Below are 14,647 nucleotides of genomic sequence, written 5' to 3'. Positions count from 1 at the left end.
GGATTGATCCCCGGTTTCGCGCTCAGCTGTCTTCCGACACGGTCCGGCTGGGTCTTGAGCCGGACACGACCACCAGGATCACGGCCCCGATGATCAGGCAGCTGCCCAGGTAGCCGGGCAGGGAGAAGGTCTCGCCGAAGAGGAAGTAGGCAAAGACCGCCGCCACCACCGGCTCGAAGGTGGCTATGACCGAGGCTCTTGTGGCCTCCAGCCGCCTGAGACCCGCATAATAGGCCAGGAAGGCCCCATAGGCGGTGACCGCGGCCATGAGGAAGAGCATGATCCAGGCATACCCTGACTTGGGCTGGAAATCCACGAATGGAAAGAGCAGGGCCGCGCCAAAGGGCAGGGCGTACACGAAGATGGTCGGGGTATGGTAGCGGTAGAGGTATTTTTTGCCGAAGATGTAGTAGAGGGCGTAGGTGAACCCGGACAGCAGCCCCGCGCCCAGGCCGACGAGATTGATGTCCAGCGTGCCGCCGCTCATGAGTTTTGGGCCGAGGCTGATGCTGGCCACGCCGACGATGGTCATGAGCACGCAGACCATCTTGACGGGCGTCATCCCTTCCTTGAGCACCAGCCATGACAGGAAGGCCACCCAGGCCGGGGCCGTGTACAGGAGCACGGCGGCCAGGGCCATGCCCACGTCGCGGATGGCGATCTGGTAGGCGCCGTAGAAGAGGGTTACACAGATGAAGCCGAATCCGAACAGGGCGGGCAGGTCGCTGCGTGTGACCCTGGTCTGCCTCATGATCAGGGCGTGGACCAGGAACAGCAGCCAGCCGAAGGTGGCGCGCCAGAAGGCAATCTCCAGGGCCGAGACGCCTTCGGCCAGGATCTCCTTGGCGAAGATGCCGATGACGCCCCACATCAGGGCCGCAGCAAGGACGTAGAAAAGGCCGCGAATGTCCATCAGTTGCGATCCGTCGTGACAGTGGCGGGCAGGGTGCTGGCGTGCATGGGGACTCCTTGTGAGCGGGGTGTGTGGCGCTTCGCCATCCTGGTTTAGGGGTTTTCCGCGCCCCCGTCAAAGGGGAGATAATTCCTTGCGTGTCAATCGCTTGTGAGGGTAGTGTAACGGCATGCCCCAGCGTGAGACATGCATTGTTGCACCCGGACTTGCCGGGGTGCGCCTGGACCGGGCCATGACCGGGCTGATACCCGGTTCCGGCCTGCGGCTGCGGCGTCGCCTGTGCGAGGCCGGGCAGGTCACGGTGGATGGCCGGGCCAGAGGGCCGGGCTACAAGGTCCGGTCCGGTCAGGTTCTTGCCCTTCTCGCACCTCCAACCGACAGGATGGCGGACCTCATGCCCCAAGACATCCCGGAACTGCGTGTCGTCGAGCGTACCGATCTTTTTGCCGCCGTGTACAAGCCCGGCGGGGTCCACTCCGCAGCCATTGCCGGAAAGGACGGTTTGAGTGTGGAAGCTGCGTTGCCCGCGCTTTTCCCGGATGCGGCCCCTGTGCTGCTCAACAGGCTCGATTTTCCCACCTCCGGCCTGCTTCTCGTGGCCCTTGGGCCTGACGGGGCCGAGACGTACCGCGCCAGCGAGGAGGCGGGCGGGGTCAGAAAGTTCTACCTCGCCGTGGTGCACGGGCGGCTCGACGGCATGATCAGCGTGCGCAACCGGCTCGACACCGATGACCGCCCCAGGACGCGCGCGCTGGCCGAAGAGGACGCGGACGCCCGCCGCTGGACCAGCGTCAATGCCCTGGCCCACGATCACGACCGCGACACCACCCTGGTCCGCTGTCTGATCATGAAAGGGGCGCGCCATCAGATCCGGGCGCATCTGGCCAGCCTGGACCATCCCATTGTCGGGGACACCCTGTACGGCGTCCCGGATGCCGCCACGGGCGGCGAGGAAATCGGCAGTGGGCCGCTCCTGCACCTCCATCACCAGCGCATCGAACTGCCGGGCTTCTGCGCCCAGGCCGATCCGCCCTGGTGATCACGGCGGACAGATGACGGGCTTGAGAAACGAAAAGGCCCGGTCCGCATGGTGCGGGCCGGGCCTTTGTGCTCAAGGTGATCGGGCGGCTATTTCTTTTTATCCAGGGCTTCCTGGAGCTTTGCGCCGAGCATGCCCATGCCGGACGGGGCCGAGGCGGCCTGCTTCTTGGGCGCGAACTGCTTCCAGTCGCCGTTTTCCTGCGCGTCGCCCGTGGTCAGGGATATCTTGCGCTCGGCTGCCTTGACCTCGCCGATGAAGACTTCCACGGTGTCGCCGGAGTGGAGCTTTTCGAACACGGCGGGCTTTTCGCTGCGGGCGATGACGGACTTGGGCAGCAGGCCGGTGATGCCCGGCTCAAGCTGGATGAAGATGCCGAACTGTTCCTGCTTCTCCACGATTCCCTGCACCTTCTGGCCGGGGCGGTACTTGTCCGCCACGTCCATCCACGGGTCGCCCTCGGCGTCCTTCATGGACAGGCCGATGCGCCGGGTCTGCGGATCAATGGACTTGATCTTGACGGCCACCTGCTGGCCCTCGGACACGAAGTCGGCGGGCTTGTTGACGCGCTTGGTGTAGCTCATCTCCGAGACGTGGACCAGGCCGTCCACGCCGGGAGCGATCTCCACGAACGCGCCGAAGTCGGCCAGGCGGACCACCTTGCCCGTGACCTTGTCGCCCTCGGCAAAGGTGGAGGCGATGGTGTCCCAGGGGTCCTGGGCCAGTTCCTTCATGGACAGGGAAATCTTCAGGCGGCCCGGCTTGTCCGTCTGCTCGATACCCACGATCTTGGCCTTGATCTTCTGGCCCACGGTGACAGCCTCCTCAGGGTGGCCGATCCGGGCGTGGGATATCTGGGAGACGTGGACCAGACCGTCAAGGCCGGGCATGATCTCCACGAACGCGCCGAATGGGGCCAGCCGGGTGACGGTGCCTTCCACCTCGTCGCCGACCTTGGTCCCGGCGACAAAGGACTCGGTGGCCGCCGCGGTTTCGCGCTCCAGCAGGGCGCGGCGCGAGACCACGATGTTGCGGCCATGCTGCTCCAGCTTGGTGATGAGAAATTCCAGGGTTTTGCCCACATAGGTCTCGGCGTCCTCGACAAAGCGGTTGTCGATCTGGCTGACCGGGCAGAAGGCGCGCCGCTGCATCAGGGCGACGTTGAAGCCGCCCTTGCAGGTGGACTCGACCTTGCCCTCAACGGGCAGGCCGCCCGACTTGGCCTCTTCGAGCATGTTCAGCCCGCCGATGCCCGACAGGGCGCGCGAGAGCTTGATGCTGCCGGAGTCGCTGCCCACGACGTAGAGCTCGACCACATCGCCTTCCTTGACGGTGCAGTTGCCTTCCTCGTCCAGCATCTCCTCGCGCTCCACAATGCCGTCCAGCTTGGTGCCGGTATCGACGAAGATGGCGTTCTCGCCCACCTGGATGATGGTGCCGGACACCTTGTCCCCGACGTTCAGGCTGTCGCCGCCGCCGTCGCTGTACTGCTCGAACAGTTCGGCGAAGCTCGCCTCGCCCTCTTCCACGCCGTTTCGATCCTTGAATTCTTCGGACACGTTTTCAACCGTCTTGTAAAATGGTTAGGTGAGCAGGGCCTTGGCAAAGTCCTTGCCGTTGAACGGGCGAAGGTCTTCCATCTTTTCCCCCAGGCCCACAAAGGTGATGGGGAGCTTGTTCTGGAGCGTCACGGCCACCACGACGCCGCCCTTGGCCGTGCCGTCGAGCTTGGTCAGGATGATTTCGTCCAAGCCCACGGCTTCGTTGAAAAGTTTTGTCTGCGCCAGGGCATTCTGGCCCGTTGTGGCGTCGATGACCAGGATGCAGCGATGGGGCGCGCCGGGGTGTTTCTTGCCCAGGACGCGCTGCACCTTTTTCAGCTCCTCCATCAGGTTGACCTTGGTATGGAGCCGCCCGGCGGTGTCGAGCAACAAGAGATCATACCCTTCGCTCACGGCCTTGTCCATGGCCTCGTAGGCCACGGCTGCCGGGTCCGATCCCTCGGCCTTGGCGAAGAATCCAGCGCCGATGCGGCCCGCCCAGACTTCGAGCTGTTCGATGGCCGCAGCGCGGAAGGTGTCACCCGCCGCGATGAGCACCTTGCGGCCCTGCAACTGTGCCCGGTAGGCCAGCTTGGCGATGGTGGTGGTCTTGCCCACGCCGTTGACGCCGACCATCATCAGCACCTCGGGCGGGTTCACGGCCTCGATGCGCGGCGGCAACCTGAATATCTCCTCAAGCTCCTGGCGCAGGATTTCCTTGAAGTCTTCGGGGTCGTCGGTTCCGGCCTTGCGGGCGCGCGCCTTGAGGTTGTCCATGAGCTGCCCCGCAGCCTCCATGCCCACGTCGGCCATGATCAGGATTTCCTCGAATTCGTCCCAGAAGTCGTCGTTCAGGCTGGAGTGGGCCGAGAGCAGGCCGTCGATGCGTTTGGTGATCTGCTCGCGGGTCTTGGCGATGCCGTCGGAGAGCTTGAGGAAGAGGCGGTCGCGCTCGTCCTCCTCGTCTTCCAGTTCCAGGGCCAGGGCCAGCCGGAACTGCAATTCGGACTTGAAGTCGGCCACGGACTGGTAGCCCATCTCGTCGAGCCAAGTCTCGAAACGGCTGATGAATTCGCGCGCTTCGGTTTCGGGCGCGCCGAGCGCCTTGAAGAGAAAGGCCAGCCGCTCCCACAGCAGGGGGCTTTTTTCGTCAACGCCCTCGGTGATGATGGTCAGCCACTGGGAGAGTCTGGGCTCGGCCTGGCGCAGGGCCAGGGTCAGGCCGGTCTGCCAGTCCTGCCCGGCAGGCGCGGTTGGGAGCGATCCTGTCTTGACGGACGAATCTGGCGCGGCTTCTGGCGCTACGGGTTCGGGCAGCGCGTCAAGGCCGCGCTCCCGCTTGTAGTCGTCCAGGGCCTGTTGCGCTATGTCCTCGGGGCTTTGCCAGACCTTTTTCAGTTTGCTGAAGAATCCCATCCGCTCCTCATAGGGTGATTGTCGTTGTCGCTCGGGGGTTTCTCATAGCTTACCTGCCACCGGGTGGCAATAGATGAAATGATCCGCGCGGACCGTTGCCAAGCCGGGTTGAACCGGCTAGAACCGGGAAAAACTTCCAAGGACAGTGCACCATGAAACGAACAAAGATCAAAGCGGCGCTGGCCGCCACCGGCCCCATGGACGAGATCGTCATCAAGGGGTGGGTGCGCACCAAGCGAGACAGCAAGGGGTTCTCCTTTCTGGAACTCAACGACGGGTCGGGCCTGCTCAACATCCAGGCGGTGGTCGATCACACGCCCGAAATCGAGGCTGCCCTGGCCCGGATCGGCACCGGGGCCTCGGTCTGCGTCACCGGCGCGCTGGTGGAGTCCCCGGGCAAGGGGCAGAAGTGGGAGATCCGGGGCCGCGGTCTGGAAGTGCTGGGCGAGGCCGACCAGGAGACCTTCCCCTTGCAGAAGAAGCGCCACAGCGACGAGTTTCTGCGCACCATAGCCCATCTGAGGCCGCGCACCAACAAATACGGGGCCATGTTTCGCATCCGCTCCGAGCTGGCCCAGGCCATCCACAAATTCTTTGCGGACAAGGGATTCTTCTACATCCACACGCCCATCATCACCGGCTCGGACTGCGAGGGCGCGGGCGAGATGTTCCGCGTCACCAGCCTGGAGCCCGGTTCGACAGAATCGGCGGACAAGGACTTCTTCGGCAAACCCGCGCAGCTCACGGTCTCGGGCCAGCTTTCGGCTGAGATGTTCGCCCTGTCCCTGGGCGATGTCTACACCTTCGGGCCGACCTTCCGGGCCGAGAACTCCAACACGCCGCGCCACGTGGCCGAGTTTTGGATGATCGAGCCGGAGATGGCCTTTGCCGATCTGGCCGACAACATGGACCTGGGCGAGGAGATGATCAAGTACCTCGTCACCCACATTCTGGACAACTGCCCCGACGACGTGGATCTTTTCGCCAAATGGGTGGACAAGGACCTCATGCCGACCCTGGAGAACATCCTGAAGGAGCCTTTCAAGCGGCTGCCCTACACCGAGGCCATCGACATCCTCAAGAACGCCAAAAAGGAGTTCGAGTATCCGGTGGAGTGGGGCATGGACCTCCAGACCGAGCACGAGCGGTTCCTGTGTGAGGAACAGTTCAAAAAGCCGGTCTATGTCCATGACTACCCCAAAGTCATCAAGCCGTTCTATATGCGGCTCAACGATGACGGCAGGACCGTGGCGGCCATGGACTGCCTCGTGCCGCGCATCGGCGAGCTCATCGGCGGCAGCCAGCGCGAGGAACGCCTGGACATGCTCCTGGCCCGGATGCAGGAGATGCGCCTTCACGAGGAAGACTACTGGTGGTATCTGGATTCGCGTCGGTTTGGCACGGCCCCGCACGCCGGGTTCGGCATGGGCTTTGAGCGCATGCTCATGCTGGTCACGGGCGTGGCCAACATCCGCGATGTCATGCCGTTCCCCAGGACGCCCAACAGCCTTGAGTTCTAGCGGCAGTGCCCGTTTTGCACGACAAGGCCCGGCTGCCAAGCCGGGCCTTTGTTTTTGGTGTGTGCATTACTATAATATGCACTCTCTGGGAATGCCGAGGAGTCGAGAGGGGAGGGGACGACCCGTTGGTGGGCATCGGACTTGGTTCCTTTGGTCAAAAGAGCGAATTGAAGGGGGGAGCAACCGCGTCGGTGCAAAAAAATCGGATTTAGATCGTTAAAAATACATTTTAAAATCAATATGTTGAGAACTTTGAAAAGAAAAGGCGTCTTTTCCTGGAAAAAACCGCTTGACCTCTGGAAGCGTTTCACCTAGAACCTCTTTCGCCGCACGGGAAAGCCCGACAGGATGACCCGGCGGCTTGTTCTTTCTCAAGTTAAATTGAATGGTTGACCTCAAAAGTCGTTTTAAATAAAATGATAAAAAGGGTTGACGGGCGATCTGGAAAAATCTAGATTGTACTTTCCTGCATCGCGCAGGGCGTTCATAGAGACGCGAGAATAAATGGTCTTTGACAATTAAATAGCGAGTTGAGCAAATAAGATCACGAAATCACAGCCCGTTTAATAACGAGTAGATGAGTGATCACATTCTCCAAGTTTATCAACTGGAGAGTTTGATCCTGGCTCAGATTGAACGCTGGCGGCGTGCTTAACACATGCAAGTCGAGCGAGAAAGTTCTCTTCGGAGAATGAGTAGAGCGGCGCACGGGTGAGTAACGCGTGGATAATCTACCCTGAAGATCGGGATAACAGTTGGAAACGACTGCTAATACCGGATATCCTGCATATTTAGCTTTATGTGGTAAAGGCGGCCTCTATTTATAAGCTGCCGCTTTGGGATGAGTCCGCGTCTCATTAGCTTGTTGGTGGGGTAATGGCCTACCAAGGCTACGATGAGTAGCTGGTCTGAGAGGATGATCAGCCACACTGGGACTGAAACACGGCCCAGACTCCTACGGGAGGCAGCAGTGGGGAATATTGCGCAATGGGGGAAACCCTGACGCAGCGACGCCGCGTGCGGGAAGAAGGCCTTCGGGTCGTAAACCGCTGTCAGGAGGGAAGAAACTGTTAGGGTATAATACGCCCTTTCACTGACGGTACCTCCAAAGGAAGCACCGGCTAACTCCGTGCCAGCAGCCGCGGTAATACGGAGGGTGCGAGCGTTAATCGGAATCACTGGGCGTAAAGCGCACGTAGGCGGCGCATCAAGTCAGGCGTGAAAGCCCTCGGCTCAACCGGGGAATTGCGTTTGAAACTGGTGCGCTGGAGTCTCGGAGAGGTTGGCGGAATTCCAGGTGTAGGAGTGAAATCCGTAGATATCTGGAGGAACACCGGTGGCGAAGGCGGCCAACTGGACGAGAACTGACGCTGAGGTGCGAAAGCGTGGGTAGCAAACAGGATTAGATACCCTGGTAGTCCACGCTGTAAACGATGGATATTAGGTGTCGGGGGTTACCTTCGGTGCCGCAGTTAACGCGTTAAATATCCCGCCTGGGGAGTACGGTCGCAAGGCTGAAACTCAAAGGAATTGACGGGGGCCCGCACAAGCGGTGGAGTATGTGGTTTAATTCGATGCAACGCGAAGAACCTTACCTAGGCTTGACATCCTGAGAATCTTCCCGAAACGGAGGAGTGCTCTTCGGAGAATTCAGTGACAGGTGCTGCATGGCTGTCGTCAGCTCGTGCCGTGAGGTGTTGGGTTAAGTCCCGCAACGAGCGCAACCCCTATTGCTAGTTGCCATCACGTAATGGTGGGCACTCTAGTGAGACTGCCCGGGTCAACCGGGAGGAAGGTGGGGACGACGTCAAGTCATCATGGCCCTTACGCCTAGGGCTACACACGTACTACAATGGTGCACACAAAGGGCAGCGAGACCGCGAGGTGGAGCCAATCCCAAAAAATGCATCCCAGTCCGGATTGCAGTCTGCAACTCGACTGCATGAAGTTGGAATCGCTAGTAATTCCGGATCAGCATGCCGGGGTGAATACGTTCCCGGGCCTTGTACACACCGCCCGTCACACCACGAAAGCTGGTTCTACCCGACAACGGCAGACTAACCCTCGGGAGGTAGTCGTCTACGGTAGGGCTGGTAATTGGGGTGAAGTCGTAACAAGGTAGCCGTAGGGGAACCTGCGGCTGGATCACCTCCTTTATAGAGTAAGCTCAACTCGCTATTTAATTGCAAGGACGATTTGTTTCTTGCGCGGCCAAGGGGCCTATAGCTCAGTTGGTTAGAGCGCACGCCTGATAAGCGTGAGGTCGATAGTTCAAATCTATCTAGGCCCACCACGCTTGTCCTCCAAAAGGGGGTGTAGCTCAGCTGGGAGAGCATCGGCTTTGCAAGCCGAGGGTCGTGGGTTCGATCCCCTCCACCTCCACCAGGAGGGCAGGCGGGAGTCGGCACCAGCCAGGCCGCAAGATCTTTGACAGTTAAATAGGGTAAGAAGAGAGAATTCCTAGTTGAATAAGTTACTAAGGGCACAAGGTGGATGCCTTGGCACTAGGAGGCGATGAAGGACGTGATAGGCTGCGATATGCCTCGGTGAGGAGCCAAATATCCTTTGACCCGGGGATTTCCGAATGGGGAAACCCACATGGAGTCATATCCATGTATCTCTTGGCTGAATACATAGGCCTTGAGAGGCGAACGGAGGGAAGTGAAACATCTCAGTACCTCCAGGAGAAGAAATCAAAAGAGATTCCGGTAGTAGCGGCGAGCGAACCTGGAAGAGGCCAAACCGTGAGGATTCGTCCTTGCGGGGTTGTAGGGCCGGCATAATCGATCCGTGATTAGATAAGGGAACAGGTTGGGAAACCTGGTCATAGAGAGTGAAAGCCTCGTACCTTAAATCGAAATCGGCGTAGCCGGTACCTGAGTACTGCGGGACACGAGAAACCCCGTGGGAATCCGGGAGGACCATCTCCCAAGCCTAAATACTCCCTAGTGACCGATAGCGAACCAGTACCGTGAGGGAAAGGTGAAAAGAACCCCTGTTAGGGGAGTGAAATAGAACCTGAAACCTTGTGCCTACAAGCTGTGGGAGCGGACTTGTTCCGTGACCGCGTGCTTTTTGCATAACGGGCCAGCGAGTTACTCTGTAGTGCGAGGTTAAGCGTAAGTGTAGCCGTAGCGAAAGCGAGTCTGAATAGGGCGTCAAGTACTGCGGAGTAGACCCGAAGCCGGGTGATCTATCCATGAGCAGGTTGAAGCTTGAGTAAAATCAAGTGGAGGACCGAACCAGTATCGGTTGAAAACGATTTGGATGACTTGTGGATAGGGGTGAAAGGCCAATCAAACCCGGTGATAGCTGGTTCTCCCCGAAATATATTGAGGTATAGCGTGTGATTAGTCTTGCGGAGGTAGAGCACTGAAAGGGCTAGGGGCCCCACCAGGTTACCAACCCCTATCAAACTCCGAATGCCGTAAGATGATGTCATGCAGTCAGGCTATGGGTGCGAAGGTCCATGGCCAAAAGGGAACAGCCCAGACCAACAGCTAAGGTCTCGAAATCAATGCTAAGTGGGAAAGGTGGTGGAGTTGCTGATACATCCAGGAGGTTGGCTTAGAAGCAGCCATCCTTTAAAGAAAGCGTAATAGCTCACTGGCCTAGCGATTCTGCGCCGAAAATGTAACGGGGCTAAGCATTGTACCGAAGCTTTGGGTTCATAGTTTACTATGAGCGGTAGGGGAGCGTTCTCAGATGGGATGAAGGTGAACCGTGAGGTTTGCTGGACTAATGAGAAGTGATTATGCTGGCATGAGTAACGATAAAATATGTGAGAAACATATTCGCCGTAAACCTAAGGTTTCCTGGGTAAAGTTAATCTTCCCAGGGTAAGTCGGCCCCTAAGGCGAGGCAGAAATGCGTAGTCGATGGGAAACAGGTTAATATTCCTGTACATGCATGTGTGTGCGATGGAGGGACGCAGAAGGATAGACGGTCCGGGTGTTGGATATCCCGGTGCAAGCAGGTAGGCTTGAGGAGCAGGCAAATCCGCTCTTCTCTAAGGCCGAGATGTGATGCCGTGTCATTAAACCGACTGAAGCCGTTGATTCCATGCTGCCAAGAAAAGCTTCTAAGTTTAGCACATGCGTACCGTACCGCAAACCAACACAGGTAGGTGGGTCGAGCAGACCAAGGCGCTTGAGAGAACTCTGGTTAAGGAACTCGGCAAAATGACCCCGTACGTTCGCAATAAGGGGTGCTCAGAACCGTGATTTTATTTACTAAATGAGCGGTTTTGAGACGCAGATAATCGGGGGGGCGACTGTTTACTAAAAACATAGGTCTCTGCTAAGTCGTAAGACGATGTATAGGGACTGACGCCTGCCCGGTGCCGGAAGGTTAAGAGGTGGGGTTAGACTTCGGTCAAAGCTCTAAATTGAAGCCCCGGTAAACGGCGGCCGTAACTATAACGGTCCTAAGGTAGCGAAATTCCTTGTCGGGTAAGTTCCGACCTGCACGAATGGCGTAACGATCTCCCCACTGTCTCAACCAGAGACTCAGTGAAATTGAATTCCCAGTGAAAATGCTGGGTACCCGCGGAAGGACGGAAAGACCCTGTGCACCTTTACTGCAGCTTGACATTGGTATTTGATTAATCATGTGTAGGATAGGTGGGAGACTTTGAAGCGTGCTCGCCAGAGTGCGTGGAGTCAACCTTGAAATACCACCCTTGATTACTTAGATATCTAATCCAATGCCGTCATCCGGCTTGGAAACAGTGTCTGGTGGGTAGTTTGACTGGGGCGGTCGCCTCCTAAAAAGTAACGGAGGCTTGCAAAGGTTCCCTCAGGCTGATTGGAAACCAGCCGTTGAGTGCAAAGGCATAAGGGAGCTTGACTGTGAGACAGACATGTCGAGCAGGAACGAAAGTTGGTCTTAGTGATCCGGTGGTTCCGCATGGAAGGGCCATCGCTCATAGGATAAAAGGTACGCCGGGGATAACAGGCTGATCGCGTCCAAGAGTTCACATCGACGACGCGGTTTGGCACCTCGATGTCGGCTCATCACATCCTGGGGCTGAAGCAGGTCCCAAGGGTACGGCTGTTCGCCGTTTAAAGTGGTACGCGAGCTGGGTTTAAAACGTCGTGAGACAGTTTGGTCCCTATCCTCCGTGGGCGTAGGAGAATTGAAGAGGGTCTGCCCCTAGTACGAGAGGACCGGGGTGGACGAACCTATGGTGTTCCTGTTGTCACGCCAGTGGCACTGCAGGGTAGCTATGTTCGGATAGGATAACCGCTGAAAGCATCTAAGCGGGAAGCCAGCCTCAAGATAAGTTCTCCCTGGACATTAGTCCCTGAAGATCCCTTGAAGACCACAAGGTTGATAGGCCGGAGGTGTAAGCAGCGCGAGTTGTTCAGCTTACCGGTACTAATAGATCGTGCGGCTTATTTGACAATTATAGGAATTCTCTCTTCCCCCTATTACTGATATATTCGAGTAATAACTCACTGCCTTTTTCTTGGTGACCAAGGAGGAGGGGGTACACCCGGTCCCATTCCGAACCCGGTAGTTAAGCCCTCCATCGCCGATGATACTGCATGGTAGCGTGTGGGAAAGTAGGTCGTTGCCAAGAAATCTTTCCAAAGCCCCGATTCGCAAGAATCGGGGCTTTGTGCGTTTGTGCGCCATGACCCCGCCGCCTTGGCCAAAGGCCGCCCCAGAGGGCGACTACCCCAGATACGAGATGGCAATGGCCGGCTTGCCGTCCGGCCCGACCGTCACACTCGCCAGGGCCTGCGTACAGAGAGCGGCTATGCCAGTACGCGAAAGAGGGGCATCAAAACAGAGGGGGCTTCGATCAGGTCGCTGACAGGGGCATGGAACGCACCCTTGCCCCCGGAAAGACGAAGCCCGGCAGTGCCGGGCTTCGTGAGAGGGGTCATTTGCCGCGCTTGGTCCAGAGTTTCATTTCTTTCATCTTCTTGCGGCGTTCGCGCTGCAGAGACTTGCAGACCAAGGGGAGTTTTTTCTTGTAGCCAAATTTCTCGCGGTATTCCTCTGGGGTGAGGTCGTGGCTGGACAGGTGCTTCTTGGTCAGAATCTTGAAGGATTTTCCGCAGACGCAACAGATGATGGTCTTTTCGCGGATCGCCTTCTTGGGGTCCAGTGACGCGTCCGGCTCAATCTCGATGCCGCCGCCTTCTGCGATAGCCTTGATTCCAGCCGCAAGCTTCTGGACCATGGAAGTGATCTCTTCTTCCGTCATGGTCCTGACGCTGGCCTGTGCCTTGACGATTTCCAACGCTTCCTTCAAATGATCTTCCATGCGCGGGCTCCTTTTGCTGTGATGCATTTATGCATGATGTCCGGTTACGGGGTGGATGCAGTATGCGCTGCTGACGCTTTCAGCGTGGCAGACCACTTCAAATCGGAAGCGGTCTGCCCACTTGATTCTATATAGCATGATTCGAGAGTTGTTTGTCAACAGGGATTTCGCAAACACAACAGCTCACGATGTGAAGGTGCATGGCTGCAAGTGCGTATGTTGGTCACTGAGCCATATCGTGACGGGCATAAGCCCTTGCCATGCCTGCGAGCCTGTCGTAGACTGTTTATTCCGGGGCTTGGTTGAGCCATAATTCACGCAATGGAGACAGAGATGGGTTCCGAGAACGGCAAGATTCACAAGTTGGAGACTGTCAGGAGCGAAGTGCCTGGTTCTGCGCAAAATGCTGCCCATGACCAGACCTCCGGCGCAATGGAGGCGCAAAGGGACATGAGCAAGGTCGCGATGATCGTTTCGCTCCTGGCCGTGTTGCTGCTGGTGATTTTCTTTTTTGGCATGAATCGCAACATCGCAGGGCTCACGGACGAGGTGAAGAGCCTCGGCGCTCTTAGGGAGGACGTTTCCAGCCTGGATCAGCGCATGGTCCAGCTGCAGGCGGATATCCCTGTTCGGATGAAGCGGATGATTGCCCACGACATGGTCAACGAGATGGCCATGAAGGCCGCCTACCTGGCCGATGTACTGGATTCCGAGGCCCAACAGGACGCCATGCGATCCGTTCTCAAGGAATTGCAGGCTGTGCGGGTGGAGTTGGAACAGTAGCGCTTCCATTCATTTCGCTGTGATGATCAGGCGTGCCGATATGTTCGGCACGCTTTTTTTTGTGGTAAAATTGATCACTGTTGATCAAAAAAATGTTGACAACAAATAAAAATTTTGATTATGAACAGCATGAAGATTAATGATCAACAAAGCTGTGTTTGTTATGAGCAAGAGATTCATCAGTTTACGCGAAGTGGGGAGGCAGTTAGAGATACCTCCTTCTACGGTTGTCTATTATAAGGATAAGTTCCAACAGTTTATACCGTCAAGTGGTGGTGATGGACGCCGTCGCCGATATCCGGTGGAAGTCGTCGATATATTCAGGAGGATTCGCGAGATGTTCACTGAAAACTGGTCAGTTGATCAAATTGAAAAAGAATTGTCATTGAAATTTGGAAGGTTACGTTTTGATCAGCAATCTGATCAATCAAATGATCAACACGAAACCTTTGGCGGTTCGCCTGGGTTTTCGCGCGAGGTGGGCGACATCCTTGCGAAGATGGCTGACGCGATGGAGAACCAGTCTCTGTTCCGGAACGAGATTCGCGCTTTGCGGGACGAGGTCGAGTCGTTGCGCAGAGAGCGCCGGGATGTCGAGCGGGACTATGCGACCAAGGTTTCCGCCCTTGAGGCCGAGCTTGCGGCCTTGCGGCGCAGGATGGCCTCGCGCGCGGGAGGGGAGAGCATCAATTTCCCGCCGACCGAGTTTCTGGCCAGTCCGCTGGTCATCTGCTCGGAGGGTGAATATCTGGGCGTCCAGGGCAAGGGGGGCAGGTCGTTTTCCCTCAAGGATTTTGTTCGGCTCATCGAGCGGAAGATGTCGGAGTCCATGGCTGTCGAGACCTCTTGGCGGCAGCAGGACGGGCACTGGGTGCTTGTGGTCAGGACCGAGGACACGGGCAGGAAGCGCGAGCAGAACGTCGTGCTCGTGGCCAAGAAGACCGTGACTCCGAGCGCCAACACTGTGACCGAGATCATCCGGCTCAACATCGATGGCAACGACGCCCCTGACGCCTTGTTGCTGACCTTGTTCCGTCAGCTCCGGGCAGTCTTCAACGGGTAAATTTTTTTTCATCGTCGCAACTCTAGAAAAAATCTTGATTCCTTTGCTTGTTTCGCATATATAGCAACTGCTAAAGGTTCCACAGGTGGAAGTTT

The 14,647-nt window shown here is 57.5% G+C and carries 8 protein-coding genes, 2 tRNA genes, 3 rRNA genes and 1 pseudogene; 10 read left to right on the top strand and 4 right to left on the bottom strand.

Annotation, left to right across the window (positions count from 1 at the left end; genetic code table 11):
* Positions 1 to 22: 22 nt before the first annotated feature.
* Positions 23 to 913, bottom strand: coding sequence for a DMT family transporter (locus tag DAES_RS09325; RefSeq protein ID WP_013514781.1), 891 nt, complete (start codon positions 911 to 913; stop codon positions 23 to 25).
* A 169-nt stretch (positions 914 to 1,082) separates the two neighbouring features.
* Between DAES_RS09325 and DAES_RS09320 the strand changes: the two genes are divergently transcribed.
* Positions 1,083 to 1,952, top strand: coding sequence for an RluA family pseudouridine synthase (locus DAES_RS09320; protein ID WP_013514780.1), 870 nt, complete (start codon positions 1,083 to 1,085; stop codon positions 1,950 to 1,952).
* Positions 1,953 to 2,041: 89 nt separating this feature from the next.
* Here DAES_RS09320 and DAES_RS09315 read toward each other — a convergent pair whose 3' ends face one another.
* Together DAES_RS09315 and ftsY are read right to left on the bottom strand one after the other, a co-directional pair.
* A complete protein-coding gene (locus DAES_RS09315) occupies positions 2,042 to 3,511 on the bottom strand; it encodes a 30S ribosomal protein S1 (RefSeq protein ID WP_041271398.1) in 1,470 nt (489 codons plus the stop codon).
* A 24-nt stretch (positions 3,512 to 3,535) separates the two neighbouring features.
* Positions 3,536 to 4,909, bottom strand: coding sequence for a signal recognition particle-docking protein FtsY (ftsY, locus tag DAES_RS09310; protein ID WP_013514778.1), 1,374 nt, complete (start codon positions 4,907 to 4,909; stop codon positions 3,536 to 3,538).
* Between the two features lie 152 nt (positions 4,910 to 5,061).
* Between ftsY and asnS the strand changes: the two genes are divergently transcribed.
* The 6 genes from asnS (at position 5,062) to rrf (ending at position 12,013) form a co-directional block, all read left to right on the top strand.
* Positions 5,062 to 6,429: an asparagine--tRNA ligase gene (asnS, locus tag DAES_RS09305; RefSeq protein ID WP_013514777.1), complete on the top strand. Its 1,368-nt coding sequence runs from the start codon at positions 5,062 to 5,064 to the stop codon at positions 6,427 to 6,429.
* A 604-nt stretch (positions 6,430 to 7,033) separates the two neighbouring features.
* Positions 7,034 to 8,585 (top strand): 16S ribosomal RNA (locus DAES_RS09300).
* Between the two features lie 60 nt (positions 8,586 to 8,645).
* Positions 8,646 to 8,722 (top strand) — tRNA-Ile (locus tag DAES_RS09295).
* A gap of 16 nt (positions 8,723 to 8,738) precedes the next feature.
* Positions 8,739 to 8,814 (top strand) — tRNA-Ala (locus tag DAES_RS09290).
* A gap of 81 nt (positions 8,815 to 8,895) precedes the next feature.
* A 23S ribosomal RNA gene (locus DAES_RS09285) occupies positions 8,896 to 11,833 on the top strand.
* A gap of 65 nt (positions 11,834 to 11,898) precedes the next feature.
* Positions 11,899 to 12,013 (top strand): 5S ribosomal RNA (gene rrf, locus DAES_RS09280).
* Together the 16S, 23S and 5S rRNA genes with 2 tRNA genes alongside form the textbook arrangement of a ribosomal RNA operon.
* A gap of 306 nt (positions 12,014 to 12,319) precedes the next feature.
* Here rrf and DAES_RS09275 read toward each other — a convergent pair.
* Entirely contained in the window at positions 12,320 to 12,706 is a 387-nt protein-coding gene (locus DAES_RS09275; RefSeq protein WP_013514775.1) for a MucR family transcriptional regulator, read from the bottom strand.
* A gap of 333 nt (positions 12,707 to 13,039) precedes the next feature.
* Here DAES_RS09275 and DAES_RS09270 point away from each other — a divergent pair, with 333 nt between their 5' ends.
* The 3 genes and pseudogenes from DAES_RS09270 to DAES_RS17945 all read left to right on the top strand — a co-directional run bounded on the left by DAES_RS09270 (position 13,040) and on the right by DAES_RS17945 (position 14,552).
* Complete coding sequence (locus tag DAES_RS09270) at positions 13,040 to 13,489, top strand: hypothetical protein (protein WP_013514774.1); 450 nt, start codon at positions 13,040 to 13,042, stop codon at positions 13,487 to 13,489.
* A gap of 139 nt (positions 13,490 to 13,628) precedes the next feature.
* Positions 13,629 to 13,862 (top strand): annotated as a pseudogene (locus DAES_RS17950) (MerR family transcriptional regulator); the annotation flags it as partial.
* A 126-nt stretch (positions 13,863 to 13,988) separates the two neighbouring features.
* Positions 13,989 to 14,552, top strand: a complete 564-nt coding sequence (locus DAES_RS17945) for a MerR family transcriptional regulator (protein WP_236608512.1) — start codon at positions 13,989 to 13,991, stop codon at positions 14,550 to 14,552.
* The last annotated feature ends 95 nt before the right edge of the window (positions 14,553 to 14,647 follow it).

Source organism: Pseudodesulfovibrio aespoeensis Aspo-2, assembly GCF_000176915.2.
Taxonomy (GTDB): Bacteria; Desulfobacterota; Desulfovibrionia; order Desulfovibrionales; family Desulfovibrionaceae; genus Pseudodesulfovibrio; species Pseudodesulfovibrio aespoeensis.
The sequence above is the reverse complement of the archived record's forward strand: the minus strand, read 5'-3'. Positions and strand labels throughout refer to the sequence as shown.

Coding starts and splice junctions, on each gene's coding strand:
- DAES_RS09325 (WP_013514781.1), bottom strand. CDS start 913: ATGGACATTCGCGGCCTTTTCTACGTCCTTGCTGCGGCCCTGATGTGG.
- DAES_RS09320 (WP_013514780.1), top strand. CDS start 1,083: ATGCCCCAGCGTGAGACATGCATTGTTGCACCCGGACTTGCCGGGGTG.
- ftsY (WP_013514778.1), bottom strand. CDS start 4,909: ATGGGATTCTTCAGCAAACTGAAAAAGGTCTGGCAAAGCCCCGAGGAC.
- asnS (WP_013514777.1), top strand. CDS start 5,062: ATGAAACGAACAAAGATCAAAGCGGCGCTGGCCGCCACCGGCCCCATG.
- DAES_RS09275 (WP_013514775.1), bottom strand. CDS start 12,706: ATGGAAGATCATTTGAAGGAAGCGTTGGAAATCGTCAAGGCACAGGCC.
- DAES_RS09270 (WP_013514774.1), top strand. CDS start 13,040: ATGGGTTCCGAGAACGGCAAGATTCACAAGTTGGAGACTGTCAGGAGC.
- DAES_RS17945 (WP_236608512.1), top strand. CDS start 13,989: ATGGCTGACGCGATGGAGAACCAGTCTCTGTTCCGGAACGAGATTCGC.